At 53.1% G+C, this 23,021-nt stretch carries 22 protein-coding genes; 1 reads left to right on the top strand and 21 read right to left on the bottom strand.

Features of this window, described 5'->3' with window-relative positions; genetic code table 11:
* Positions 1 to 23: 23 nt before the first annotated feature.
* Positions 24 to 938: an SAM-dependent methyltransferase gene (locus ACYVIY_RS27775; protein ID WP_460979908.1), complete on the bottom strand. Its 915-nt coding sequence runs from the start codon at positions 936 to 938 to the stop codon at positions 24 to 26.
* Between the two features lie 125 nt (positions 939 to 1,063).
* Between ACYVIY_RS27775 and ACYVIY_RS27770 the strand changes: the two genes are divergently transcribed.
* Positions 1,064 to 2,122 carry a UbiA family prenyltransferase gene (locus tag ACYVIY_RS27770; RefSeq protein ID WP_460979907.1) on the top strand — a complete coding sequence of 353 codons (1,059 nt, stop codon included), beginning with the start codon at positions 1,064 to 1,066 and terminating at the stop codon, positions 2,120 to 2,122.
* A gap of 24 nt (positions 2,123 to 2,146) precedes the next feature.
* Here ACYVIY_RS27770 and ACYVIY_RS27765 read toward each other — a convergent pair whose 3' ends face one another.
* The 20 genes from ACYVIY_RS27765 to ACYVIY_RS27670 all read right to left on the bottom strand — a co-directional run bounded on the left by ACYVIY_RS27765 (position 2,147) and on the right by ACYVIY_RS27670 (position 23,015).
* Positions 2,147 to 4,411, bottom strand: coding sequence for a glycosyltransferase (locus ACYVIY_RS27765; RefSeq protein WP_460979905.1), 2,265 nt, complete (start codon positions 4,409 to 4,411; stop codon positions 2,147 to 2,149).
* 28 nt (positions 4,412 to 4,439) lie between these two features.
* On the bottom strand, positions 4,440 to 5,195 hold the full coding sequence (locus ACYVIY_RS27760) for a polysaccharide deacetylase family protein (RefSeq protein WP_460979904.1): 756 nt from the start codon (positions 5,193 to 5,195) through the stop codon (positions 4,440 to 4,442).
* Positions 5,196 to 5,238: 43 nt separating this feature from the next.
* Positions 5,239 to 6,333 (bottom strand): DUF354 domain-containing protein, encoded by a 1,095-nt coding sequence (locus ACYVIY_RS27755; protein ID WP_460979903.1) that lies wholly within the window; start codon positions 6,331 to 6,333, stop codon positions 5,239 to 5,241.
* A complete protein-coding gene (locus ACYVIY_RS27750; RefSeq protein ID WP_460979901.1) occupies positions 6,330 to 7,514 on the bottom strand; it encodes a DegT/DnrJ/EryC1/StrS family aminotransferase in 1,185 nt (394 codons plus the stop codon). The genes ACYVIY_RS27755 and ACYVIY_RS27750 overlap by 4 nt, the downstream gene beginning before the upstream one ends.
* Positions 7,514 to 8,593 (bottom strand): lipid II:glycine glycyltransferase FemX, encoded by a 1,080-nt coding sequence (locus ACYVIY_RS27745; RefSeq protein ID WP_460979900.1) that lies wholly within the window; start codon positions 8,591 to 8,593, stop codon positions 7,514 to 7,516. The genes ACYVIY_RS27750 and ACYVIY_RS27745 overlap by 1 nt, the downstream gene beginning before the upstream one ends.
* Positions 8,593 to 9,744: an N-acetyl sugar amidotransferase gene (locus ACYVIY_RS27740; RefSeq protein ID WP_460979899.1), complete on the bottom strand. Its 1,152-nt coding sequence runs from the start codon at positions 9,742 to 9,744 to the stop codon at positions 8,593 to 8,595. Before ACYVIY_RS27740 ends, ACYVIY_RS27745 begins: the two co-directional genes overlap by 1 nt.
* Positions 9,741 to 10,508 carry an AglZ/HisF2 family acetamidino modification protein gene (locus tag ACYVIY_RS27735; RefSeq protein WP_460979898.1) on the bottom strand — a complete coding sequence of 256 codons (768 nt, stop codon included), beginning with the start codon at positions 10,506 to 10,508 and terminating at the stop codon, positions 9,741 to 9,743. The genes ACYVIY_RS27740 and ACYVIY_RS27735 overlap by 4 nt, the downstream gene beginning before the upstream one ends.
* Before the next feature lie 40 nt (positions 10,509 to 10,548).
* Entirely contained in the window at positions 10,549 to 11,193 is a 645-nt protein-coding gene (gene hisH / locus ACYVIY_RS27730) for an imidazole glycerol phosphate synthase subunit HisH (RefSeq protein ID WP_460979897.1), read from the bottom strand.
* Positions 11,174 to 12,109 (bottom strand): glycosyltransferase, encoded by a 936-nt coding sequence (locus ACYVIY_RS27725; protein WP_460979895.1) that lies wholly within the window; start codon positions 12,107 to 12,109, stop codon positions 11,174 to 11,176. The genes hisH and ACYVIY_RS27725 overlap by 20 nt, the downstream gene beginning before the upstream one ends.
* 6 nt (positions 12,110 to 12,115) lie before the next feature.
* Entirely contained in the window at positions 12,116 to 13,540 is a 1,425-nt protein-coding gene (locus ACYVIY_RS27720; protein ID WP_460979893.1) for a glycosyltransferase family 39 protein, read from the bottom strand.
* On the bottom strand, positions 13,537 to 14,265 hold the full coding sequence (locus tag ACYVIY_RS27715; RefSeq protein ID WP_460979892.1) for a glycosyltransferase family 32 protein: 729 nt from the start codon (positions 14,263 to 14,265) through the stop codon (positions 13,537 to 13,539). The genes ACYVIY_RS27720 and ACYVIY_RS27715 overlap by 4 nt, the downstream gene beginning before the upstream one ends.
* Positions 14,262 to 15,425 carry a non-hydrolyzing UDP-N-acetylglucosamine 2-epimerase gene (gene wecB / locus ACYVIY_RS27710; protein ID WP_460979891.1) on the bottom strand — a complete coding sequence of 388 codons (1,164 nt, stop codon included), beginning with the start codon at positions 15,423 to 15,425 and terminating at the stop codon, positions 14,262 to 14,264. The genes ACYVIY_RS27715 and wecB overlap by 4 nt, the downstream gene beginning before the upstream one ends.
* Before the next feature lie 13 nt (positions 15,426 to 15,438).
* A complete protein-coding gene (locus ACYVIY_RS27705) occupies positions 15,439 to 16,386 on the bottom strand; it encodes a glycosyltransferase family 2 protein (RefSeq protein ID WP_460979890.1) in 948 nt (315 codons plus the stop codon).
* 30 nt (positions 16,387 to 16,416) lie between these two features.
* Positions 16,417 to 17,433 (bottom strand): glycosyltransferase, encoded by a 1,017-nt coding sequence (locus tag ACYVIY_RS27700; protein WP_460979889.1) that lies wholly within the window; start codon positions 17,431 to 17,433, stop codon positions 16,417 to 16,419.
* Complete coding sequence (locus ACYVIY_RS27695; protein ID WP_460979888.1) at positions 17,414 to 18,145, bottom strand: FkbM family methyltransferase; 732 nt, start codon at positions 18,143 to 18,145, stop codon at positions 17,414 to 17,416. Before ACYVIY_RS27695 ends, ACYVIY_RS27700 begins: the two co-directional genes overlap by 20 nt.
* Before the next feature lie 175 nt (positions 18,146 to 18,320).
* Entirely contained in the window at positions 18,321 to 19,076 is a 756-nt protein-coding gene (locus ACYVIY_RS27690; RefSeq protein WP_460979887.1) for a class I SAM-dependent methyltransferase, read from the bottom strand.
* A 16-nt stretch (positions 19,077 to 19,092) separates the two neighbouring features.
* Positions 19,093 to 19,908, bottom strand: coding sequence for a glycosyltransferase family 2 protein (locus ACYVIY_RS27685; protein WP_460979886.1), 816 nt, complete (start codon positions 19,906 to 19,908; stop codon positions 19,093 to 19,095).
* Positions 19,874 to 21,052, bottom strand: coding sequence for a dTDP-4-amino-4,6-dideoxygalactose transaminase (gene rffA / locus ACYVIY_RS27680; protein ID WP_460979885.1), 1,179 nt, complete (start codon positions 21,050 to 21,052; stop codon positions 19,874 to 19,876). Before rffA ends, ACYVIY_RS27685 begins: the two co-directional genes overlap by 35 nt.
* A complete protein-coding gene (locus tag ACYVIY_RS27675; protein WP_460979883.1) occupies positions 21,049 to 21,768 on the bottom strand; it encodes a GNAT family N-acetyltransferase in 720 nt (239 codons plus the stop codon). Before ACYVIY_RS27675 ends, rffA begins: the two co-directional genes overlap by 4 nt.
* Positions 21,765 to 23,015 carry a glycosyltransferase gene (locus tag ACYVIY_RS27670; protein ID WP_460979882.1) on the bottom strand — a complete coding sequence of 417 codons (1,251 nt, stop codon included), beginning with the start codon at positions 23,013 to 23,015 and terminating at the stop codon, positions 21,765 to 21,767. The genes ACYVIY_RS27675 and ACYVIY_RS27670 overlap by 4 nt, the downstream gene beginning before the upstream one ends.
* Positions 23,016 to 23,021 lie beyond the last annotated feature (6 nt).

Raw genomic sequence — 23,021 nt, 5'->3', positions numbered from 1 at the left:
GTGGTTGATGAGCTACACTAGAGTTACGGATACACTTTTCTGAATTTCAATTCCAGCGATTCAAAAAGCTGGAACGGGGTGTGCATCGTTTTCGTGTAGACAGAATGAGCGGTATTTACAGTCTCAAACAGAGCGGCCCGCGTAAAATCTTCGGTGATCGCCATGGGCCGTATAAATTCGAGAAATAAGCCCATCTCCCGTAACGTATCGATAAGATCGGTAAGATTCGGAATCCGATACAGGTACTCCCTGCGGATCGATTCGGTGTACGTCTGCTGCACGGCCCGCTTATCGTCTTCCAGAATGGGCACCAGAAAAAAGTCTTTTATATACACGGACCCGCCGGGTTTAAGCACGGTTGTCACCGCGTTTAGCACGGCACCAACGTCGTTGGCATAGCCTAGCGTTTCCAGAAAAAAAACCAGATCAAAGTTGCCGGGTGGATACAGTTCCGCCAGATTGGCGTAATCCGCTTTCGATACGTAAATCGACTGCTCAAGCTGGTTCTCCGCTACGTATTGCCGGGCCTTCCGAACCTGAACGTCACTAATGGTAATGGCTTCAAGGGTGATTTTATGGAGTTTCGCCAGGCCCACCGCCGGGCCACAAACCCCACAACCCGCATCCAGCAGGTGCATCCCATCGCGAATGCCCATACTGTTCGCAAAATAAGCGATCAGATCATCATCGGAAGCCGGGCGGGCCGACTGAATTATTTTTCCGTATGTCTTCAGGTACGAATCGGTTTCCTGATCATAGTAAGCTTCCACTTCGTTCGTAACAGGCGCAGCGATCGACGGGTAAATAGGCTTCTTCGGCCTCAACCGGTTTATTCTTCCGGAAACCACGCGTATCGTTTTCCTGATCAACCGGCGGGCGAGGTTACCGATTGTCGTTTGTTTCAGTAAACTGGTTAGTTGGAGGGCTAGGGTACGCATACGGGCTTGTTCAGTCAATTATCAGGCCGGATTTTATGGAAACAGGCCAATCTCTACTAGTGGCCCGGTCTTCCGTAAATAAAAAAACAGGTTACTTTTGTTTCACGTCTGCCTACCTGATGTTTATGTCCCATCCCCAACTGCCTATTCGTAAGCGCATCCTACAGCGTAGCCAAGGGGCTATTTCGGTTGCGCGCGCTGGGGAATGGTGGGGGTATAAGATGGCACCTTTGCTGGCTGTTGGTTACGCTACCGTGGGGGTGCTAAATCAGCCGCTCTGGCCATTAATTACGGACTTTCTGCTGCTGGTTCTGGCCCTGACGATCGGAGCGGTATACGTCAGCGTACTCAACGACTGGACCGATCGGACGGATGACCGAATGGCGGGAAAAAGGAACCGACTGGTCGATAAGTCGCTGCTGTTCGTGCAAGTCCTGTTAGGGCTCTGCCTGGCAGCCGGCCTTGGATTCACGCTTTATTTCTGGCGGTTAACTCCCTTGAGTGGACTGCTGTATCTGGGCAGCTGGGTCGCGTATTCGCTTTACTCGCTCGCTCCGTTCCGGCTCAAAATACGGGGTCTGGCGGGCGTTTTGGCCGATGCCCTGGGGGCTCATGTGTTTCCGCAACTGCTGATCGTCTCGCTAGTCGAGCACTGGGCGAACCAGCCCGTACCGCTGACCTGGTGGCTAGCCGTTTGCAGTTGGTCAATAGCCTGCGGCATTCGGAATATTCTTAAACATCAGTTGGGGGATGCGTCCGCTGACAATCGAGCTGGCGTGCGGACCCTCGTGAGCCGGTGGGGGTGGCACCGGTCTCATCGGCTGGGAGCCTGGGTTGCGTTTCCGGTGGAGGTGCTTGCCTTTGGGGTGATGCTGGCAGAGCTGGGGCAGGCAATGCCCGTTCTGTTCCTGGTCTTTTATGGGGGGCTGGAAGCATTACGTGTTCGCTTCTGGCGACTGTGGCCGGTTATCCTCGACCCCAACCAGCGGATCGTGTTCGATGAGTATTACAGCATCTTTTTCCCCGTAGCCCTGCTGCTTACGCAATGCCTGCGGTATCCGGCGGATGTCGCGGTTTTGGTGCTGCACAGCCTGCTTTTCGGGCCACATGCGCTGGCTACCGCCCGCGAAGCGAAGCGTTTGCTGACAACCCTTCGGAATGTGGTTTCCCGCCAGTTCAACTAATGCAAACCGGTACCCGATACGGGTCTAGAAGGTCAGTTGTTTTTTGAGGAATGGACGAGCCCGAACCCATATTTTTTTGAGAATTCGGCGGCTCATCGGCGCTGGGGCCATGCTCAGACCGATGACAACGTGCTTCACCACCTGAATCAATGGCGCTCCCCGCCTTCGGCTCATGGACGCATATTTGAGATGGTGAAACCCGATCCGTTTGCAGAAGATGGCCCGTTCGGTGGGCTGTAGCAGGTGTTGAAACCGTTTGAGAAGCAGTTTTTCGTCGTGAAACCCTAATTCCTGGGCTACCTGGGCCGCATCCCGCTGGTCGTAAATGTTGCTGTCGTGGATGTGTTTGTACCAATTCTGGGTCAGTGTGAAGGCCACCTTGCAGGGCCGGGTCAGCACCATGTCCAACAACAGACACCAGTCATCGGCAATGAGCATGGTTTCGTTCCAGGCCAGTGGCATCGTTTTTCGGCGCATGACCATGGACGAAGAAATGGCCGGGCAGGATTCGATCATGAGGTGGCGAGCCTGATCTGGTTTCAGCAGCCACCAGTTCTCGTCGGACTGGGTGCAGTAGCGCTGCCGACCATCGGGCTGCCTCAGAAAATTCATGCAGGCATCATTGCCCAGGCTGTTTAGGTAATTTGAAAATACGAAGTCTAACTCGTGTTTTTGCAGCATGGCGATGCTTTCGGCCAAAAAGTTCGGGTACCATTCATCGTCGGAGTCGAGCGAGGCAACGTACTCACCCCGGCTGTGGCGTAACCCGGTATTGCGGGCGGCCCCCTGCCCCTGGCGTTCCTGGTAATGATACGTTACGTCACTAACCTTACTTATTCGCTGACGAGTATCATCCGTCGATCCGTCATCGACAACGATCAGTTCCCAACTAGTGTACGTCTGCCTCCTGACACTTCGGATGGCCCGTTCGATGAGATCTGCCCGATTATAAGTCGGAATAATAATCGAGACGAGCGGCTGGTCCGCAATCACGTTAGGATCGGCCGGAGGATTCAGTTCGCGGGTTAAATCGAGTATCTGCTCCGTAAACTGTTGCAGGGCGTTGGGTTGGGTTACGGCGCGGATGTGCCGAGCAGCTTCTCTCCCCAGCGCTGGCCATTCGGTCCGTTGGGTCCAGGCCCGTTCGAGGGCGTCGTCAAGTGCAGTATCGGATGGAGTAACCGCCAGAAAACCCGTTACGTTGTCGACCAGCACTTCGGCAATGCCGCCCGCGCTGGCCGCAATGGCCGGACGTCCGCACAGCATCGCTTCAACGAGGGCCAGCGGTAACCCTTCGCTACGTGAGGGCAGGATTAGGGCGTGATGCGTTTGCCAGATAGTGGCCGGATCAGCCACCTGCCCCGCAAACTGAACCCGGTCCGTTACGTTCAGAAAACGAGCCATCTCCTCCAGAGCGACGCGGTTAGGTCCTTCGCCAAACAACGTAACGTAAAGAGACCGCGACCGCCATTTGTCCTGAGCCAGCACCCGCAGCAGCATATCCTGCCCTTTTTCGAGGATAAACAAGCGCGCTACACAGGCCAGACGGACTGCGCCGTCCATTGCCGGGAACGTATCGTTGGGGGCAACCGCATACGGTACGTTTACCGGATTGAGAATAACTTTAGCATTCGGCAAGGGCAGGGCCAGTTGAAGGCGGGTCAGGTCGAGATTGTGCTGGGAAACGAAGAAAGCGCAGGCAGCAGCCTGGTACGCCTGCTGATACCGTAACCGCTCGCTGTCCGGCGGGTATAGGGCGTCAACCGCTTTCTGGGCAATGATGACGAAGGGCGTATTAATGCGTCGACACAGGTCGGCGAAGGCCATTCCGTCGAAGTTGCTACCCTGGGCGATTAGGGTCAGGTGCGGTTGAATCGCCCGCAGATTGTGATCGAGGGTTTGGAGGGTCCAGTCCGTTTCGGCCGACAAGCTTTCCGGCAGAGGTGACAGGTGGTAAAGATCGGTAACGATGCAGCCTGCCGCCCGCAAACCGATTATGCGTGGGTGCTGCGCGTTTACTTTTGTCTTGAAGACGAATACCCGGTGGCCAGCCTCAGCCAGCAACTGCGCACTGCCGCCCCATAACTCCTCACTGCCTCCCCAGTCTTCCGGACACGAACTGATGATTACAAATCTAAAACACTGATTAACCGGATTGTGCTGATGGGTACTGGGTTGATTCAAAACGTTGAGAGCCTTATTGGATAAAGATATATTGCTACCGGATCGATGCAGGCCGATAAACGTATGGCGAAACGGCGGCCGATGATTCATTATTTCGGTATTCATGGGTGTATACGTAGCACAAGTTCTTCCGCTAGGCTTTGACGAAAAAAAGCGTTTTCACTACGTTCTTGACGTTCTGAGAAACGACCTCTTCCAGCCAGACGAACGGGTCATCGCTCCAGCGCTGGGGATGAAACGTAAACATGATCTGCTTCGGCAGGCGCTGCGTTCGGGCCGCCCCGATAATGTCGTCCGTCTGGCGAAACACCAGATCAAAACCCGAATTTACCTTATCCCGAACGCTGACCGCCCCGCCATCCCATCGGCGCCCGGTATCGGTTAGGTATAATATGTTTGCGAAATCAAGATCGAAATACGGTTCGCCGATCACGCCAAAATCGCGGTAGTTATACGTTTTCCAAAGGTCCCTGGAATCGAACCGCGACATCGGACTGCCGTGCATACAGATCGTAACAACCGGGGTCAGGCGACGAAGAGCAGTCAGATTTTTCTCGAAATCCCGAATCGCGAGTGTTACATCGCCTTTGCAGGTTGTCAGGCATTCGTAGTGGTAGCCAATTTCATGCCCCAACGCAGCAATTTTCCGAATAATTGATTCGTCCCAACTCTGTGGTACGGCCCTGAAATAGTAAACTCCCCGCACCCCCATCGCCCGTTGCAGTTCGGCAAACCGGAGGGCAAATTCGGGTCGCCGGTCAACATCGTGCCGCAGAATGACCGCTTTCGGACAGGCATCGCTCAGAAAGTCGGCGAAGGTTTGAAACGAGTACTTCGCTTCGCCCAAGCATGCCAGTAAAGCCTGGTATTTCTTCAGCGTAAAATCCATCAAAGCGACTGGAAGAACGGTATGGACTTACTCCGTCGGCAAATCAGGAGATCGACTGCTGAGCCACAGGCGGGGCATCTGATCTGGAACGCTCGGGGTAGTGAGTAACAAACGCAACCAGAAAGGCAGTCAGATCAACCTTATCCGTCAGCATCGCAGCCCGTCGGCGGCTCCACTCCGCTTTCAGGTCGGGCGTTTCCAGCATTTGTTTCAGGCGAGCGAGCATCTGGTCAAAATCGGGCGGCAGAAAGGCGTAACAAAGTTCGTAGCGCTGTTCGAGTTCGTTGGGTATCGACAGGCGACCCGCAAAGGTGTTCAGCTTAACAGCGGGTGTACCCAGTACCGCGGCTTCCGAAGTCATAGTCTGGCTGTCGCCGACGAACAACGTAGCGTAGTACATGAGCGAATGAATTTTCTCGGGGGCAACCGGCAGTCGGTATAGCTCCAGTTCCGGATCAATGGCACGCTCCGTGGTGATAAAGACTTTACCGTGCGGTTTCAGCAGCGCGATCAGCGCCCGCTTTTGCTGTATCGACAGTCCGGTCGCCCCTTCGTCGTGGTGCGCCTTGAAGGCATTGAATCGGAGCACAAAAAAAGGCTCGTCCAGAGAAACCCCTGCCTCGTCCAGTACAGCGGGGTCAGGCACAAACCGATTCGGGTGCAGATAGGCTAGTTCATGAAAGCTGGGGTGGCTGATGTGATTGGCTCCCCGCTGCTCGTAAGCCAGGGCGCTGGGCGTCAGAATCACATCCGCCCGCGCAACAAAGCGAGCAAATAACGGGGTAACCGCTACGTCATCGTCGTCCAGGCAAATGGATTTCATGCTGGTCAGCTTCGACACCAGGGGCAGCACCATCGACACGCCAATGCCCAACCCGATCCGTTTCGTAACAACCAGCCGCAACACGCGCAACAGATGAAAAAACTCGGCGATGAATTTGCTCATCATCCCATCTTTCTTACGGCCAACGGGCGTGAACGGGATTTCGTAATGGGTGAGCAGGTCAACAATTGACGGCACCTGCTTAGCCGTAACAAACACCTCGTAGCCTGCCGCCTGCATCTCGCCAATAAAATGCCGGAACAAATGGACGTGAGCTGGGTGATTGATATCGACCAGTATCCGTTTCGGTTTCATGAAAAAGAAGGCGATTCCTGCTTGACCAGGTTGCTGTTTGCAAATCGGGCGAGCGATTCGTCAATGCTAGATAGGTCGTCTTGGGTCAGTGCATCATGGCAGGGAATCGTAACAATCTGTTCGGCCAGCCGGTCAAACGTTGGGCAGTCTCCACGCTGGTAGCCGAACTGAGCCGCCCACAACGGCGCGTACTGGAAATGTTTCCCGGCAGCGATACCGCTCTCAACGAGGTGATCGAACAGGGCATCCCGCGACTCGGTTACGCAAACCAGTGCGAAACAGCCGCTGTCCGGACCCTGATTTTGGACAAATCGGAACGTAGCGTTGTGTTTGCGAATAATCGCCAGCGCGTTTCGTCGCTGCTTTGCAAAGGCGGCTTCAACCCGATCGGTGTTCGACCGTAGCCACCACTGCACGACCCTGGGCATCGCGTTTCCCAGGTCAGCCTGGTTGTCCGGCTGCTTTCCTCTGTTCATCAAACGAGTCTTGAAAAGTCGGTACATCAACTCGTACCCCGCTCTCGAATACAACAGGGAGTTGATCAGTTGGCGGCCGATGAAAGCCAGCTCACCAGGCATCGGGATCGGTTTAAACTGACGTACCTGTTCGCTGACTGACGGAACGTATTGCCGGTTGTTGACAACCAGCAGCCCTCCCCCGCCGAGGGCCGGAAATTTGCCGAGACCAAACGAAAAAACGGCCATGTCAACGAAATTGCCGACCGGTACACCTTCGTAACGGGTGCCAAAAGCGTGGGCGCAATCTTCGATAACCGGTATGTTTTGGGTTAGCGCCCTGATCTGTTCGATGTTGGCCACCCTACCGAACGTGTACGTAACAATAAGCGCATCCAGGTGAGTGACCTTACGGACTAAATCGTTGATATCCAGCGTGAGCGTTTCATCAACATCAACAAAGACCGGCCTGAAACCAGCCGCCTGAATGGCGTTCATCACCGATGAGCAGGTGTAGGGCTGAACGCCGATGCGAGCACCGGGCTTGAGCTGCAGCGCCCCTAGCGCGTACGTCATTCCGGCTCTGGCGCTGCGGACCTCATAGGTCGCTGCCGCCGGAAATAAAGGCACATACAGTGGAGTCCCCGGCAATTCGTCTGCCCACAAAGCCTCCACTGCCCCCCAGGCATCGCGAATCGAAAATGACGTAGTAAAGCGCGGAATCATTAGAAAAACCGTTGCCACAGCCTGAACGCACTGGTAACTAGGGCGAACAGCTGGGGATACGTAGTACGTTCGTATCGGCCGTGGTTCACCAGCGCTCCGCCAAACTGCTTTTTGTAATCACGCACCCCGTAGGGCACTCCGGGTTTGCCAGCCCCGCCGAAGTCGAACTGCGTAAACCCGTTTTCCTTGGCCCACAGCAGTACCCACCACGGCAGCAGATCATTGGGGTATTTGTTATAATGCTGGCGGTAGGCACCCGCGTAGTAATCGAATAGCCAGTTCCCATGCGCTAGGCAAAGCATACAACCGATGATTTCGCCCTGCCAGCTTACCGTAAAGACCTGTAACCCCGAATAAGCATCGGCCTGCTGGTGCAACGCTTCAAAATGGCTAAAATCCGGCAGGGGTAACTTCGCTCGTTCATACACTTCTTTCAGGATGGCATAACTGGCCCTCAGCGCGGGGAGCGAATCTTGTCTTTCGACGATGCAGCCTTCTTTCTCAGCCCGTCGGATCTGGTTACGCCGTTTCGTCGATACGTCCTGCCAAAGCGCAGTCTCGGACCGGTTCAGATCGACAATAAGGGTTAGGTGTTCTTCGTAGCAAAAGCCATACCGCCTGAACTGATCCCGGTAGACAGACGTATCGACCAGATTCCGGACCTGCGTGTACATGACGTTCGGGCCAGTGTTCTGGTAGTGACGAAGCAGGCCGTCCGCTACCGCCGAGACCTGGTTTCGGACCACCGGCCCTCCCCAGATCAGGATTCGGCTCGTCAGGAAATCCGCTACCGGCAGGGCAATTTGTCTTTGTCTGAAATAAAGTAACACGCCTGTAATGGCCCCGTCCTGCCAGGCAATGACGTAGTACGGCCTGAGCTTCTTCGATGCATGGCAAACGTTGAAAAAAGCGGGCGATTGAAAATAATGAAAGCCAGGACAGGTTTCCAGAAAGGCCGAAATCTGCGTTTCCAGCTCAGACGTTAGCTCCGTTAGGGTGCTATACTGGTAGGATTCGCCCATCGCCCGCCTAGAAACTGCCCAAACTGCCTTATCGGTATTCATTGCCCCTTTCTCCATTACCCCTTGGCTTCGATTATGTCGTTAGCTGAAACCGACATGGGCGTGAAGGCATAAACTCGTTTGATAAGCGGCCGAAACCGCTTGACCAGCCCAAAAATCAGGGCGTAATCCGACGGATAGTCGAACGGACTCTTAACGGGTGCCGACCAGATGCGTTGAAATTCGTCCGGAGACAAGGCCAGCTTCTTGGTAATGTACGCCCGTAGTTGTTCTCCTTCGCTGTCCGTTATGGGGGGGTGCGCTAACTGCGCCAGCGCTTCCTCCCGGCTGATGACCTGATTCAGCACCTGGGCCGACAGCGTGATTTTTCGTTTGTCGATGCCGAATTTTTGGGGCAGCCAGTACGTCATCGCGAACTTGGTGAACAGGTTTTCGTGGTGGTGTCCACCGTAGTCTTTCCAGTCATAGCGATCCATCAGAACCTTGCGGGCCTCCTGCTTGGTATAGTCAAGGTAATAGTATGGGCGAATGTCTTGTATGCCCTTCACCAGACCGGCGTAAATCAGCCGGGGCAGGGTCAGCAGGGGATAAGTTTTCAGGGGAACGGGCACGCCAAACTTCCGGTGAATAAACCGCAGTTGTTTTGCATCAGCGTAGGTCCACTCTTTCGGCTGCTTCCCCTCCGACCGAAAATCATTACCCCGCAGAATGTATTGAATGCCTTCTGAGCGCGCCACCTTGTACATCGTTGCTTTGATGGCCAGGTCCGTGGGCGCATCGATCCAGGGCAACCCCGCTTTCATGTACGCCCGCAGTAAATCCTGTATTTCTTCGTAGTCGATTACGTAGGTTTCCAGATCAACGCCCAGTGCCGACGTTACGTTGAAGATGTTCTGCACGGCAATTTCGCTGCTGAAGCCGTTGTCGAGGTTAACGGCCAGCGGCCGCAGCCCGTATTGCTTTGCTAAGTGGATTAAATACGAACTATCGACACCGCCACTGACGCCCAGAACGCAGTCATACCGCTTACCCTTACCGGCGGCCTTCATGACCCGCACCCGTTCAGCCCAGTCGGCCTGTCCGGTTGCGCCCCGTGGGTAATCGGACATGAGTTTCTCCTGCAAGACACAGAAGTTCGACACGCCCCGTTCGTCGAACGAAATTCCGGGAATGGTTTCGTCCCAGACTCCTTTTGCGCAAACGCTCATGATGGGCTAAACAAGGTTTGTAACGTATCGTTGCCGGGGTAATTGACCAGCACGGCCTTGCGGGGACCATGATAGACGAAGAGCGAACCGGCAGCCGCAGCCGAGGCATAAGCCGTTTGCGTAGCCGCTTTCAGATCGGCCAGCGAACCCGCTCCGCCAACCGCAATCACGGGTATCTCGACGGCAGCCGCCAGCGTCTGAATCAACGGTAGATCGTACCCCTGCATCATCCCATCGTGGTCAATGGACGTTACCAGCAGTTCACCGGCACCGTTGGCGGCCAGTTGCTGCGCCCACTGAACCGGATCGAGCCCCGTCGACCGGCTGCCTCCTTCCGCGTACACGCGTTTCCGGCCAAGCAGATTTTTCCTGACGTCGATAGCAGCCACGATGGTTGAATTGCCGAATTCGTCGGCGGCTTCTTTAATAAAGGCAGGGTTCTGGATGGCGGCTGAGTTGATGATCACCTTTTCGGCACCCGCGTTGATACACGCTTTAATCTGCTGTATCGTCTGGATACCTCCGCCCACAGCAACGGGCATGTTCGCTTCGTCGCCAACCGCCCGCACTACGTCCAGGTCGATGAAGCGGTTCTGGCTCGTAGCCAGAATGTCGAGCAGCACCAGTTCATCGGCTTTGCGGTCGTTGAAAATCCGAACGGCATTGATCGGATCACCGATGTAGGTGTAGTTTTTAAACCGGACCGATTTAACCAATCCCTTGTTTCTAAGCAGTAAAAGCGGAATAACGCGCGGTCTGAACATCTGGGATAAAGCCCTAACAACTCATAAGCAAATGATCCGCTTACAGATCGACAAAATTTCGGATCAGCTGCTCACCCAGATCGTGACTCTTTTCGGGGTGAAACTGCGTACCCACTATGTTCCCTTTCTGAATGACCGACGCAAAAGGCGTTTCGTAGGTCGTTTGCGTTACTACATCCTGCGGGTTGTGGCAGACAACGTAATACGAGTGGGCGAAGTAAAACGAAGCCGCATCGGCGATGTTGGCAAACAAGGCAGACGGTTTGGTCGGCTCGGCCGTGTTCCAGCCAATGTGCGGTACTTTGTGGGTCAGCTTGTCGCTCACCCGAAACCGAACGACGTCGGCGTCGAACCAGCCCAGGCCCTCGGCGTTTCCTTCTTCGCTATGACGGGCCATGAGCTGCATACCCAGACAAATGCCCAGTATAGGCGTTTGATCAATGAGCACCGCTTTGTTCAGCGCATCCCAAATGCCCGATTCTTTTAATCTTCTCACGCCACTGGCAAAATGCCCGACGCCCGGCAGAACCAGTTTACCCGCCGTTGCAATGACCCGCGGGTCCGACGACACCCGAACCCGCCCATGAACCCGCTCGAATTTTTTCTCGACCGAGCGCAGGTTTCCCGCCCCGTAGTCGATAATGACCAGGTCAGAAGGCTCGTGATCAGCGCTGGTAATAGACATCGCGAATTTGCTGGGCAATGTGTTGATTATCAAACCGGGCGATATGGTCGCGTGACTGTATGGGACCTGTATACGCCAGGGCGTTACGTATACCAGCCGCTACGGCCTCCGGCTCGTGGGTAGTGACGTAGCAGCCCGCGATGCCCTGCATGACCAGCCAGGCATCGCCGACATCCGTCGACACCACCGGGCAGTTGCAGGCTAACGCTTCTTTCAAAAACTGCGAAGATCCTTCCGAAAACGACGTAATCAGGGCGAGATCGACGGCCGTCAACAGAAACGCTACGTCTTCGCGCGTGTAATTTTTCAGTTCCAGCAACTCAATCGAAGCGTCATCCAGTTGGTCAATGGCTTGTTTCGCCAGCTTATAATTTTTAACCGGGTTGGCGAAGTCCGACGAAAACAGAATATACGTTTTGTCGGGAGATAGCCCGAATCGCTGACGGCTTTGTGGTTTCGACCTCGGTCTGAACAACGAAAAGTTAACCCCGCAGGGAATCACATGACTCGTTTTAGGGCTGGCGTAGATCGCTTTTTGTCTCAGATACGGGCTGACATAAATTGTGCTTCGGCTTAACAGCTCCGCCAGCAGCGACAGGAATCTCAGCCGGGCGTCGTTGATGTCCGAGCCGTGAAATGTAGACACCACCGGCACGCGCCGTTGCAGATTCGCCAGCAGCGACGCTAGGCCAACGTGCGCATGAATCAGGTCGTAACGTCCACGCGTCAGTTGTCGCTTTAATTGCGGGAAGCACTTCAGATACCCCCGTACCCCTTTGCCGGTGATAAAAAAGTAATCGAATGCAAGGTTGGCATCCACAGCTTTCAGGGCTTCGACCTGATCGTAGATAAACGCCTGATGTTTCTGCACATCGAAATCAGGCCGATTACCGCTGCAAACGATTAAGATACGCATACGCCCCTACGAGCGACCAGCCAGTTTAAACCAGTTCCAGCCTATCACCAGCAGCCCGATCAGGATCAGATAAGGAACGTAGTAGCGTCGGTTCTGCTGGTTCATCTGCGACACACCGTAGGACGCCAGCACGAGCAGGAACGGAACCAGGGGCAGGTGAAAGCGCTCCGACAGGGCAAACCCGCTGGACGCTAACACGAACACATAGGAAAAGATAACGGCCAGCAGCAAGACGTGTCCTTTCAGCTGTTTTCGTTTGTAGAGGATAAACAAGGCCACAAACACAAAGAAGGCATATACATTCCGGGTAAAGTAAGCGCCCCCGAGCATCATCGTATTTTGCTGGTCGTAGATATAAACCAAAGTGGGAAACGGAGCCATGAGCATAAACGGCAGAAATACCCCTCTCGATCCGTGGTGCGCCAGTTTGTTGGCCCCTTCCCGCACCGAAAAACTCCACATCTGCTTGCTCTGGCTCTGATCGCTGGCGTGCAGGTACTCGGTAATGTTGTCGCCAACGGGCGTAATGACAATCAGCAGCGACGCCACGGCCAGCACCATGAGCAGGCTGACGCGTCGGCTGAGGATCGACACCTGCCGGGAGGTCAGCAACGTAGCCAGCCCCAGCGAGCCGATCAGGCAGGCCGCCAGAACGGTTCGGAACAGAAACAGCAGCGCCCCGATCAGAAAAAGATGGCTCAGATCACCCGCTTTTATTTTGCGATTCCGGATCAGCTTATCGCCCAGATACACGAACCAGACGGTCAGGAACACCATTTCGGTTTCTTTGACGTGCAGGCCACAGTAATAGATCAGATTCGGCACCAGCATCGCCATTATACCCGCCATCCGTCCGGTACTTTCGCCGAAGTTGTTCTTGCCGATTTTATAGACCAGCAGGCAGGTCAGGCTCCCCAACAGCACCTTGATCAGGCGCGGAATCAGGACGTAATCCCCAAAGGCGTAATACAGAACTCCGAGGTAGGTCGGGTACCCCAGATCGGAATAGTTCTTGCCAATGTAGGCGACGTAAACCGGCCATTTATTGTCTTTCAACAGACCCGCCAGCCAGATGGCTTCGTTGTGGTAGCCCAGCGAGTCTGCGCTCTGGAACTCAAAGGGCTGCCCCGTAGTGAACTGGTAATAGAAATAGCTGAACACAACCCAGGCCAGGCGGATAGCAAAGGCCACTTTCGTGAGCCGCTTCGTGAACGTAAGCGTCGATAAGTCCGCCCAGCGCACGGACAAGGTCGAAGACAGCCGAAAGAAAAAAATGACCTCAACGAGGTTGAAAACCAGGGACGGTATAGGGATAATCCGATGAAAAAAAAGCACGATCGTCAGAACCGTTATCGCCACAAACGCCGTAATGCCTTTACGGGTGAAATAGCGCGGAACGTGCGTGACGAGACTATAGGCTTCGCTGTTCATGAAATGCGTTTTACGAGCCGGCGTTTGGCCCGGACGAGGAACTTGGTCAGAGCAACGCCCAGCAGCCGCCGAACGATGAACTTCTTAAGCTTATGCCGGACGGGCTGCCAGGACCCTTCAAAATGGTGAATGCAGTACGTATGCTCCGTCAGAATGATCTCGCCCGCTCTGGTTTTGGGGCAGAAATAGTCCTTCGGAAAGATGTGCATACAGCCGTTGTAGACCTGATACGTATTGTTCAGGGCGAAGCCGTTGGCCTGCATCGATCGGGAAATGATTTCAACGTTAGTGGTGTAATTAATTGACTGGTCTTGGTTCAGGAAAGGCCGGTCGAAATAGTAATCAAGCTGTTCTTTCGCCCAGGGGTTATGCTGCTCAGTCGCCATAATACCGGTCGGTATCTCGGTATCGCTCTCAAAACCGGAAAAGCCAGGCAGATGGAGCAACGGATCAAGGCTTTTCAGCACTTCCACATCCGTGTCCATGTAAATGCCCCCGACATGATACAGGGCATAAAGCCGTACGTAGTCCGTGACGAAGGCAAATTTCCGGGCTTCGTAGGCCTGCTTTACGTACAGCACCTGCTGGACATCGAAACTATCTTCATTCCAAAGCCGAAGTTCATAATCGGGCAGAAACTTTTTCCAGGATTCCAGGCAAGACGTTGCGCTGGCGGGCATCTTCCCCCGGCCAAACCAGCAGTAATGAATAATTTTAGGAATCACGTTGGAATACGATCCTGGAAATAGGCCACGATCTTTGCGGAGGCTGTACCGTCGCCAAAGGGGTTACGCGCCGTAGCCATCTTTGCGAACGCAGATGGATCATCGAGCAGCAGACGGGCTGCGTCTGTAATCCGGTCAGGATCGGTACCCACGATTTTAACCGTACCGGCATCCACCGCTTCGGGCCGCTCGGTGGCATCGCGCATGACCAGCACCGGTTTTCCCAAGCTCGGCGCTTCTTCCTGAATGCCACCGCTATCGGTCAGGATCAGATACGAGGTTTTCATCAGGTACACAAAAGCCAGATAATCCAGTGGCTTGATAAGAAAAATGTTCTCCGTGGGCTGCGCACCCAGGGTTTGGCGAACCGTTTGCTGGACCACAGGATTTAGGTGAACAGGATACACAAAATCGGTGTCGGGATAGCGTGTGGCTAGGGCCTTAAGCGCGCAGCATATATTCCGCATTCCCTGACCGAAATTTTCGCGCCGGTGCCCGGTAATGAGCACCAGCCGTTTTTCCCGCTTGAGCCGACCGGCATCATAACCCGCCTGCCGAATGGTTTCCAGCAGTCCGGATTCGATTGTATTGTCGGCATCAATCCGCCGGACGATCGTTTGAAGGGCGTCAATAACCGTATTGCCCGTAACGATGATCTGCTGCGGCTGAATACCTTCCTTCAACAGATTATGCTGTGCCTGTTGGGTGGGCGCAAAGTGATAGGTAGCCATCCGACTGGTGAGCTCACGATACGTTTCCTCCGGCCAGGGGCTGTTGCGATTGCCGGTTCGCAGCCCGGCTTCAATGTGCGCTACGTCTATTTTTTGGTAGAATGCCGCCAAAGCTGCGGTTATCGACGTAACGGTGTCTCCGTGTACAAACACCAGGTCTGGCTTACTAGCGGTCAGCACATCGCGCATACGAACCAGAATACAGGCTGTCATCTCCGTCAGATCCTGGCCGTCTTTCATGATTGCCAGATCATAATCGGGCGTGATCGCGAACAGGTCCAGCACCGGTGCCAGCATTTCTTTGTGTTGCCCCGTCACGCAGATTATCAGCTCGAAGCGCGATGGATACCTTCGGAACTCCTGAATGAGCGGACCCAATTTGATTCCTTCGGGCCGGGTACCAAACACAAACAGAAGTCGGGTTTTCATGTATAGAATATTGTTACCGACCTAGACTGGCCAGGATTCGTTTGGCCGCAGCCCCTAGTTGTCTGGCCTGAAAATAGGCTTGTACCCACTTTTTGGGCAATCGGTATAGCAGCCGAAACCGAACAGGTTGCTCAGAAAAATTCACTTGCCGAAGTACCTGCGCTACCGATTCGGTATATTGACCCGCCAGATAATACGGAAGCATCGATCGAACGCGAAGCCCATCGGTGAGTTTTTTCAACACCGGCAATGTCTCCTCGGTCTGCCGGAGAAAAGACAGATTAAACGTAACGTGAGCCTGTGGCGGGTATAGGTGAGTTTCGCCAGTAGCGCGGTTGGCAACATCCTGATTCGAATACGCCAGCGCCTTGTTTACATAGGCTACCCGCCCATACAGCGCCAGCCGAATCCATAAATCAAAATCTTCACCCATACGTAATGCCGTTTTGAAACCGCCCACTGCCTCAAACGCCATTTTGCGAACTACTACGAACGAACAGTTAATGGGCACGCAAAACCTGGATGCGTACAACGCTACGTAGTCGATGTAGCCAGCCGTGAAACCAGGCGCCAATCCTTTGTCCTCGATCCGGTTCTGACCGTATTTGACGTAATAATAATTGCTGCCATACAGCACCGCATCAGGAAAGTCGGTGATCAGGGCGTGCAATTCTTTTAAAAAATCCGGGTGCCACCAATCGTCGGCATCCAGAAACGCCAGCAGCGGGTACTGGGCTACCGAAGCGCCCCGGTTTCGAGCCGCCGATACGCCCGCGTTCGGCTGGCTGATTACGGTCAGCCGCCGGTCGTTGACAGCCGCCAGTCGTTGTTCGCTCCCGTCGGTTGACCCATCGTTGATGACAATAAGCTCAAACCGCGAAAAGGTCTGCTGGAGTACGGATGCCACGGCGGTTTCGATGTGATCGGCTTTGTTATAAAGCGGAATAATTACCGAAAACATGCGAGGTTGAAGCGAACCCGGTTTGAGCGGTTATACCGTAACGTCTTTGAGCAGATAGCGCACAACGGCCGCGGGCTGCACATACGCATCGTAATACGTCCTGCTTTGCTGTTCAAGATTTTGCCGATACGTTGTATCGGTCAGCAGCCGCTGAACAGCGTCCTGAATCTGCTCAACCGATCCATCCACAACATGAATGTGTTTTCCATGCTCCAGCGGAACCGGCAGTTCATTATGGAATGGAGTCGATATAATGGCTTTACCCAGCGCCAGGTATTCCGCTAATTTCCAGCCATGACACAAATCCCAGGCGGGTGTATTGAACACAACAACCGACTGCTGCGTTTTTCGCAGGTACTCGTTCTTAGGCATCCATTTTTCGAGTATATACTCCTGAAAAACCGGATTCTCATTCTTCTTCTGGCTGTAGACAAACCCAATTTCCGAACGAATAGATGAAAGCGCCGAAACCGCCTTATAAAAGTTAAGGCGCATGTAATTAACGGTTTTATCCGTATCGATCCATTCATTGCTGAACCAGAGCGTATTGATCGAAAATACGTAATCAGTCGAAGGCGGAGTTGGCTGATAACGGCTTACCGGAAGGTGCCGAAGCTGTTTGACGTAACCCGACAAAAAGCGTTTAAGGGCAACTGGCTTGGGCTTAACCTGCGCGTAATTCCGGAAGGCCGTCAAAATTGTTTCAGACAAACTCCAGATACGGATACCAAAAGACGGTGTCATATTGATGATTTTTTCACCTATCCCCGCTGGCAAAAAGGAAGCTCTGAAATTCACTTTCCCGTAATGCGTGCACCAGCTATACAACTCCTGATTTATGTAAGGGCTATCGTTATAATCGACGCTGAATCGCAGTTGTTTCTCAACGTCTTTTATAACAAAATTTAAATTATCGGCATTGCTGGCATCCAGAAAATAACGACTGTCAAACGAAACGTTTCGTTTCTCAAAAAGGCGATAAAGTCCTTCCAGGTAAAAAGCACTGTACTCGATATTGCAACGCGGATCAACGAATACCTTCGCCATACGTCAACTGGCTCAGCATTTCTATCAGTTCTTTCTCGTCATCTGCGTGGCAAAACACGTAATCATTCGAGAAATAACTGTCTTTCGACCAAAGCTGTATCCGGATCTCGTCAACTCGTTCAACATTCCGGATATGTGTGTGATCGTGGTGGACCCGGAATATGCGGTAGTCGAGCGTTTCCAGCAGCTTACACAGGCAGGTGGCCCGGTCCTGCGTAAACGCGAGCACGTCCGGGCCGTAACTGTCCAATACCTCGCAGATAATGAAGGGATGAGCGCTGTCAATAGCGTTTCGCATACCGGTTAGGACGTCCAGCTCTGCGCCCTCAACGTCTATTTTTACGACCGATACAGCCATTTTCAGGTCTAGTTCATCGAAGGCAATACAGTCGACCGCAACGCGTTCGCTGAAATAACCGGGTCTGAGGTTCGCTACAATCGAAGCGGCTGCATCCGTTGCCTCGTTCAGCGCTAACTCAACCTGCTCACGTTGATCGGAAAGTGCGTAGTTGTGAATCGTACAGTTCGCATAGTGATTTAACGCGATCAAATCCGTTACGTACTCAGCGCAAACCGCATTGGGCTCGAAACCAATATAGGGCCTACCCGGATCAACAGCTTTTACTTTAAGTAACGTCTGCCCGATATTAACGCCAACGTCAACAAAAAGTCCTCGCTTTTTTGGCAGAAAAAGACGGAACAACGTGAGCAAAAAATCTTCGTCGAGAAACAAATTTGGGTAGCCGACTCCGTTACGTATCGGTAGTTTTATTTTCTGTTTAGTAAATACGACAGGAACGTTGACTGCGATGCGGTGAAGTAAGTTCAACTTTTTTAAAAGCCGAAAAACAAGAATAATAAAATCCTGAATCACGTCCTTTCAGCGGTTAAGAAAGCTGTGCAATTACACAGACATCCTCGTTTGGGCGATTGTGGGTGAAAGGAATATTCGCCAGTTCATCGGTCAGTGCGAGCTCGCGAATGGCTTTGAATTTTTTCGTTCGTTCCAGTTGGTAGATTAATCCTTCAGCGTCATAACACCACTCGTGCCGTTCGTGCTGCACACTATGCGTAAAGACGGAAAAATAAAAACTGTTCGGGCTGTCTTTTTTTATTCGATTCAACGCCCAATCATAATTATTCCGAATCTGGTCGGTTAAATAAAAACCTATGTATTTCCGCAAATCGGGTACAGAAATCAAAATGTATCCGTCAGGATTCAGCAGATTAGCACAATTCTTCAGGGCAATTAGCCCATCTTCCGGCGAGAAATGTTCAAATACGTGCTGCATACGTATTAAGTCAAATTTACCCAGTTGAGCAAACTCCTCCTCGGTCGCGTGGACAATATCCAGCCGATAATACGTGCCTTTTTTATCGACCAGGCTTTTGGGAAATAAATCGACGTAAACAAAGTTCTCTTCAAACGTACCTCCGCAGCCTATTTCCAGCCATTTCGTTTTCCGTTCGTGGATCAATTTCTCCCGTAATCCTTTGTTGGCTCTTGCCCGCAAAAAATCGGTTTTATCCTGTAATTCAGGGTAGGTTTCTTCCAGTTGCGCCGTTTGATACGTCCTCAATTTTTTCTTGGAAATCAGGATAAACCCTAATTTATCAAGCAACGCAGCGATGAACTTTTTCATGGTCGGCGAACGCGGTTTAACGGTGTTGCGCTACGTAACGATCGAACCGGACAACGAGCCGGTACAGATTCAGGATAAAGAACCAGAAGCCGGGCAGTTTTTTCAGCGTTCTGACGATAACCAGATCCTGGGCAAATTCGCGGTAATCAGCCCCGATACTTTCGGGCAGGACAGCCGCCAGCACCTGCTCCCGCTCCTGTTTATCAAGCGCTTTTTGGGTACTGCTGATGCCCTGACTATCGAACCACACCACATTGATGTCTTTGTAGACGACGCACTCGTTATGAAGTCCAACGGCGATGAGATAAAATTTCCAGTCGGACACGATTTTCAGCGTTTCGTCGTAGAGACCGTAGCGGTCGAAAAGCGATCTTTTTATATAAGCTGGCGCGTGAAACAGCGTAGAAACGTACAGATCAAACAAGGTAATCGGCCGACCCGCGTAACTTTTCTCGACCCGATCCACGCCGTTGTACCGCCTTAGTTTATTGCCGTATAGAATGCTGCATGTCGCGGGTATATCTGCCAGCATACGCCCGGTAACACCAGGATCGACGAGGTAATCGCCCGAATTCAGAAACTGGCAGTATTCGCCTTTAGCGCGTACTATACCTTTGTTCATGGCCTGATAAATGCCGCTATCCGGTTCACTGATCCAGTAGTCGATCCTATCGGCGAACCGTTTGATTACGTCTCTGCTCCCATCGGTTGACCCCCCATCGATCACGATGTACTCAAAATCAGCGCTTTGCTGATTGACCACGCTGTCAATCGTTTTCGCCAACCCCTGGGCGTTGTTATAATTTACCGTAATGATCGACAGTTTCGGCATGGAGATTCCGACGGTAAAGGGTCTTGATGAGGTCTACGATGCGGTCGATTTCGGCGAACGACAGCTCGTAAAACAGCGGCAGCCGGACAAGACAATCAGCATAGTGATCGGCGAATGGTAAGTCCCGCCCGTCGTGCTTGTCCTGATAATAGCGGCTTCGGTGCAGACTCAGGTAATGAAATACGGCCAGGATGCTTTCCTGTTTCAGCGACTCAATCAGCCTAGAACGCTCGGCGGTATTCGGGCAAACCAGATAGAACAGGTGGGCGTTGTTACGGGCGTAATCAGGAATAACCGGCAGGCGAAACGCCCCTTCACCGGCTAGCGGCTCCAGCGCCTGGTAGTAATAGTTCCAGAGCGCCAGGCGTCGCTCCTGAATCTTATCCAGCGTTTCGAGCTGCGCGTACAGAAACGCCGAAACAATCTCCGAGGGTAAAAACGAGGAGCCCGTATCCACCCAGCCGTATTTATCGACCTCGCCCCGGAAAAATTCACTTCGGTTGGTGCCTTTTTCCCAGATGATCTCGGCCCGTTTGAACATCCGCTCGTCATTGACGACCAGCATACCGCCTTCCCCCGAGATAATATTTTTGGTTTCATGGAAGGAAAAAGCCGCCAGATGCCCGATTGAGCCCAGCGGTCGGCCCTTGTAATAACTATCAATGGCCTGCGCGGCATCTTCGATAACCAGCAGGTTTTTTCGATTCGCCAGGTCCATTAACGGGTCCATGTCGCAGGCGACACCCGCGTAATGCACCGGAACGATGGCTTTGGTGCGGGGCGTTATCAGCGATTCGAGATGGGTTACGTCCAGATTCGGATTTTCCGGACTGCTATCGGCAAAGACGATCGTAGCGCCCTGACGCACGAAAGCAAGCGCGGTCGACACGAACGTATAAGAAGGGACGATTACTTCGTCGCCCGGCTGAATATCCGCCAGGATAGCCGCCATTTCCAGCGCATCTGTGCAGGAGGTCGTCAGCAGAACTTTGGGAAAAGCGTATCGGGTCTGGAAAAATTCGTGGCAGCGCTGCGTGAAGATCCCATTCCCCGAAATTTTGCCGGACCTCACCGCGTCAACGATGTACTGCGTCTCGTTACCCGACAGATACGGTTTATTGAACGGAATGGCGTAGGTCGTCATAGCCAGATATGGTACACGTTCGTCTCGTCGCTGACGGCAAATCCGTTTCGTTCGTAGAACCGACAGGCAATCGTATTCCTTTTTTGAGTGGCTACCTCCAGCCGAATCGCCGACGTTGCCTGCAACTCATGTTTGACGTAGTTGAGCAGGGCGCTGCCAATACCCCGCCCCCGTTGGGCTTCGTCAGTAGCGATCAGTCCAATAGACGCAATTGGCGGTTGTTTGCTTTCGGTGACGAACCCGCTAATCACCTCATCCACTACGTATACGAACGTATCGTCGGCCGCCTGGCCCGATAAACTGTTATCAACCCAGCGACGATATAGCGCTCTGAACTTCTCTTCGCCAATCGCTGGATCAACCCTGAATCGGGAATACTCGCCACTTTGATACGCCAGCTCATACAACTGCGCTACGTTATCAGCAACTGAGAACCTTCGGATAGGCCATACTGGCGCTGGAACTACCGATCGACCTAACGGGTAACTGTATATGACCTTCGTATCAACCAGCCTGATCGTATACGAACTGGCAATAGCCTGCCCCGGAATACCGTCCTTGTCGGTGAACATATACAGCAGTTTAACCCCTTGCTGGCTTGCCCGTTCCAGAACCGTTGCCAGTCTGGTTTCGTCGTAAGGATACAGATCGATCCGGCCGACGGTATACCCAAAGAAACGGGTGTCCCAGGAAAGAGGCTGTAGCTCAGGCGTCATAGTGCTTGCATAAACGTTGTTAACTGATTGCGAAAAACCGCTTTACCAAAGGTTTTTTCGGCGAAATTCCGGCAGTTCGCGGCCATACGTTCGTACTGCTCTTCCGGGAGATTCAATACGAATTTAAGACCCCGCACCAGGTCAGCGACATTGCCCAGTCGCGCGTTGTAACCGGTTTCGCCCGTTATTACCAGATCCTGAGCGACGCCTGTGTTAAAGGCCACCACCGGCGTGCCGCACATCAGCGCCTGATTGACCATCATGGGTCCAGAGTCCTCCAGCGACGGGCAGACAAACACATCAGCGGCCTGATACGCCCGGATAAGTTCCGGTTCAGTCAGATAACCCACCTGCTTTATGGGAAAGCCATCCAGGGGCAGTGAACAGTCACCGGCGATCAGTAAGCAGACTGCATCCGGTTGTAAAACAGAAATCGCCTGGATCAGCAGCGCCATTCCTTTTCGTTTTTCCTGTACCGCCGAAGCGCCGAAAAAAATAACCCGCTTATCGGCAGGCAGCGAAAAATAATCCCTTGCCGACTGCCGGTCTCCCTCCACAAATCGTGTTTCGTCGACAAAGCCGATCCATTTTAAAACTTCTTTGTCCCGATAAAGAGCGGATTGCGTGGCCCGGTTAAAATCACTGTCCGAAAACGCCACCGCTTTGGACGACGTGGGCAGGTAGTTCAGCTTATACGCTAAGTTCTCCGACGCCAGTTGTTTGTCGGCCTCAGCCAGAATAGCCGGACAGTCGGCGCAGGCCTGTTTAAACCCCTGGCAATCCCAGGGGTAATGGCAGCCCCCCGTCAACGGAGCATTGTCGACCAGAAAGCAATAGATCTGAGCACCAGTCAGTTCGAACAATTCCCTCAGCGTATGGGTATTGATAAAATCCGTGATCCAATACGTAATGATGACATCCGGTTTCGCCGGAATTTGCGCCAGTATTTTTTGGGCCGAGACGGTTGTACACTGTTCGTGCCGGTTGTAGAAATAATAGTCGTGGGCAAACCGAGCGTCGGAGAACCGCTTTTTATTCAGGCTGCGCTTCAGCTTACCTGCTACGTTCTCATACGGAGCATTGTTGTACACAATCGCCTGACTCGACTTGTTCTTCGACTCTTTGACGAGCAGATACGACCGCAGGCCACTCTCTTTTAAGAGCGCATCAAACTCAACCGCAAATGCACCGGCCCCGCTATAGTCCATGGCGGATAAGTTCAGTACAGTTTTTGGATTGGTTTGCATAGTCGG

It is taken from the genome of Spirosoma knui (assembly GCF_054780635.1).
Note: the sequence above shows the minus strand (reverse complement) of the source record. Positions and strands in the feature narration are given on the sequence as shown.